The sequence below is a fragment of the Pseudomonas sp. PDM28 genome (assembly GCF_019219115.1).
GTDB classification, from domain to species: domain Bacteria; phylum Pseudomonadota; class Gammaproteobacteria; order Pseudomonadales; family Pseudomonadaceae; genus Aquipseudomonas; species Aquipseudomonas laurylsulfatiphila.
The window spans coordinates 1-2,694 of record NZ_JAHUWG010000022.1 but is presented as its reverse complement, the minus strand read 5'-3'; the positions used below and the strand labels follow the sequence as shown (position 1 = coordinate 2,694).

Annotated in this window: 3 protein-coding genes and 1 pseudogene; all 4 read right to left on the bottom strand. The window is 60.0% G+C overall.

Annotation, left to right across the window (positions count from 1 at the left end):
• Window positions 1-226: acetyl-coenzyme A synthetase N-terminal domain-containing protein (locus KW841_RS29375; RefSeq protein ID WP_305729912.1), on the bottom strand; the 226-nt coding region annotated here is incomplete at its 3' end.
• A gap of 78 nt (window positions 227-304) precedes the next feature.
• On the bottom strand, window positions 305-1,054 hold the full coding sequence (locus tag KW841_RS30200; protein WP_371319549.1) for a methyl-accepting chemotaxis protein: 750 nt from the start codon (window positions 1,052-1,054) through the stop codon (window positions 305-307).
• A 108-nt stretch (window positions 1,055-1,162) separates the two neighbouring features.
• Window positions 1,163-2,188 (bottom strand): annotated as a pseudogene (locus tag KW841_RS30195) (cache domain-containing protein); the annotation flags it as partial.
• A 150-nt stretch (window positions 2,189-2,338) separates the two neighbouring features.
• Window positions 2,339-2,694 (bottom strand): aldehyde dehydrogenase family protein (locus tag KW841_RS29365; RefSeq protein ID WP_218480749.1); only part of this gene is annotated, 356 nt, incomplete at its 5' end.

Sequence of the window (2,694 nt, the reverse complement as noted above, 5' to 3'; positions counted from 1 at the left end):
TCAGGGTGCCGTCGGCGAACCACTTGATGTCGACATGATGGTCATCGAAGGAGGTCTGCTTCACCGTGGTGAAAGGCTTGATCCAGTCGAGGCGCTTGGCTTGCTCGCGCCAGAAGCCGTCCGGGTTGACGACCGACTGCTGGTACATGGCCTTGTAGGTCGCCTCGTCGGTCAGCGTATTGGCCAGAACCTCGGGACGAACGGGATACAGGGAAGCCGCACTCATCTTTCTTACCTCGGTGGAATAGTTGTTTTTGTGATCTGTTACGGGTTTGCAGCTCAAGCATTCGGGCAAATGCAACATTCAAATCCGGAAGCGACTCAGTAGTTTGTCTTGCTGGCCGACGTGCTCCACCATGGCTGAGCATTGGCGAGCCTGTTTGTCCGCGCTGCCGGAGACTTCAAGACTGATGTCTCGGATATTGGTAGTGTTGCGGTTGATTTCCTCGGTCGTGGCGCTTTGTTCTTCAGCGGCCGCGGCGATCTGCAGGTTCATGTCATTGATGCGGTAAATGGCCTCGCGTATGCGTTCGAGGGTGTCATTGGCGGCATTGGCATCCCCGGCCGTCCTGCTGGCTGTGTCACGGCTCTGCTGCATGCGTGCCTGGGCGTGTTTTACCCCGGTCTGCAGCTGGTCGATCATCTCGCGTATTTCCTGGGTGGATTGCTGGGTGCGCGAGGCCAGGGAGCGCACCTCATCGGCCACGACCGCAAACCCGCGTCCCGATTCACCGGCACGGGCGGCCTCGATGGCGGCATTGAGGGCGAGCAGATTGGTCTGGTCGGCGATGCTGGTGATGACCGCCACAATCGATCCAATGCTTTGACTGAGGGTGGACAAGTCATTGATCGCATGACCGGTGGCGTCCATCTCCTCGGCCAAGCGCTTGATGGCCCCGGTAGACCGGGAAACCAGAGCGACGCCATCGGCGGTTTCTTCGTTAGCGGCAATCGCCGCTTCGGCAGCGGTTTGCGCGTTGCGCGCGACATCCTCGGCGGTCGAGGCCATCTCGGTCATGGCGGTGGCCAGTTGATCCAGTTCCTGCAATTGCACCTGTACGCGGCTGGCGGCCTGATCCGCCTCGCACGAGGTCGCGGTGGTGCTCTCGCGGACCTGTTGCGAGCTGTTTTTCACGTCGCCAATCAGCGCCTTGAGGTTGTGCAGGAACTGGTTGAATTCCCCGGCGACCAGGGCAATTTCATCATTGCCGACCACAGGCAGTTGGCGGGTCAGGTCGCCTTCACCGCGATTGATGTCTGCCAGCGAGTCCTTCAGTTGTTCCAGCGGCCGTAGCAGTCGCCTGACCAGCAGGCCCAACACCAACAGGCTGAGCAGCACGCCCAGGCCGGTACCGATCACGGCTCGCCAACTCAGGGTATGGGCGGCGGCCATGACGATGTCCTGGTCCAGGACCACGCCGATGTACCAATCCATGCCCTTGAGATCGGAGAGGGGGATGAAGGACACCAGGAGGGATTTCCCGCCGCTGCGCACCTCTTGAAGCTGAGCGTCGAGGGGCAGGGCGCTCCCGGCAAAAAGCTGACTGTAGGGCTTGCCGTTCAGTTCGGCGTCCGGGTGGGAAATGATATTGCCGCTTTTACTGAGCAGGAACGCATAACCGGCCCCGCCGAAATCCAGGGTATTGATGGCATCGGCCACTGTGGTCAGGCGGATGTCACCGCCAAACACCCCGAGCAACTGTCCCGCGTCGCTGATCCGGGCAACGGCCGAGATCAGGATCTCACCCGTGGTGGAGTCCTTGTAGGGTTCGGTCAGGACGGCTTGGTTGCCGGTCTTTCCCGTCGCGTACCAGGGTCGGGTGCGACCGTCATAGTCGGGTTTCGGATTCCACGCCGCCGTGTTCTTGATGGGTTTTCCATCTGCCTCAAGGGCGCCGAACACCAGCTTGAATTCGTCTTTCAGAATGGGCGAATCGATGATGCGTTGGGTCGTTTGCACACTGTACTGGCGATCGATCGCCTGGGAGGCCAGGTCCATCAAATGAAGCTTGCCGTTCAGCCAGTTCTCGATCTGACGTGCCACCGCATTGCTCGATTCGGCAATGCTCGCCTCGACCTGGTGACGCAAAATGCTACGGATCTGCTCTACCTGAACCAGCGATAGAAGACTGGTGGTCACCAACAGCACACAAGCAGCCACAAGGCTCACCTTGTAACGGATTTTCATCGAGGGCTCCAAAGGGGCGATCAAGGGGAGCAGAGCATCCAGCCCTGTAGGAGCTGCCGCAGGCTGCGATCTTTTGAACAGGCAATGGGAGCCACCGACAGGCAAAGATCAAAAGATCGCAGCCTGCGGCAGCTCCTACATTTCCGGGGCTTAGAAGAAGCCCAACGGATTGATGTCGTAGCTCACCAGCAGGTTCTTGGTCTGCTGATAGTGGTCGAGCATCATCTTGTGGGTTTCACGGCCGACGCCGGACTTCTTGTAGCCACCGAACGCCGCGTGCGCCGGGTACAGGTGGTAGCAGTTGGTCCACACACGACCGGCCTTGATGGCGCGGCCCATGCGGTAGGCGCGGTTGATGTCGCGGGTCCAGAGGCCGGCACCCAGGCCGAACTCGGTGTCGTTGGCGATGGCCAGGGCTTCGGCTTCGTCCTTGAAGGTGGTGATGCTCACCACCGGGCCAAAGATTTCTTCCTGGAACACGCGCATCTTGTTGGTGCCCTTGAGCA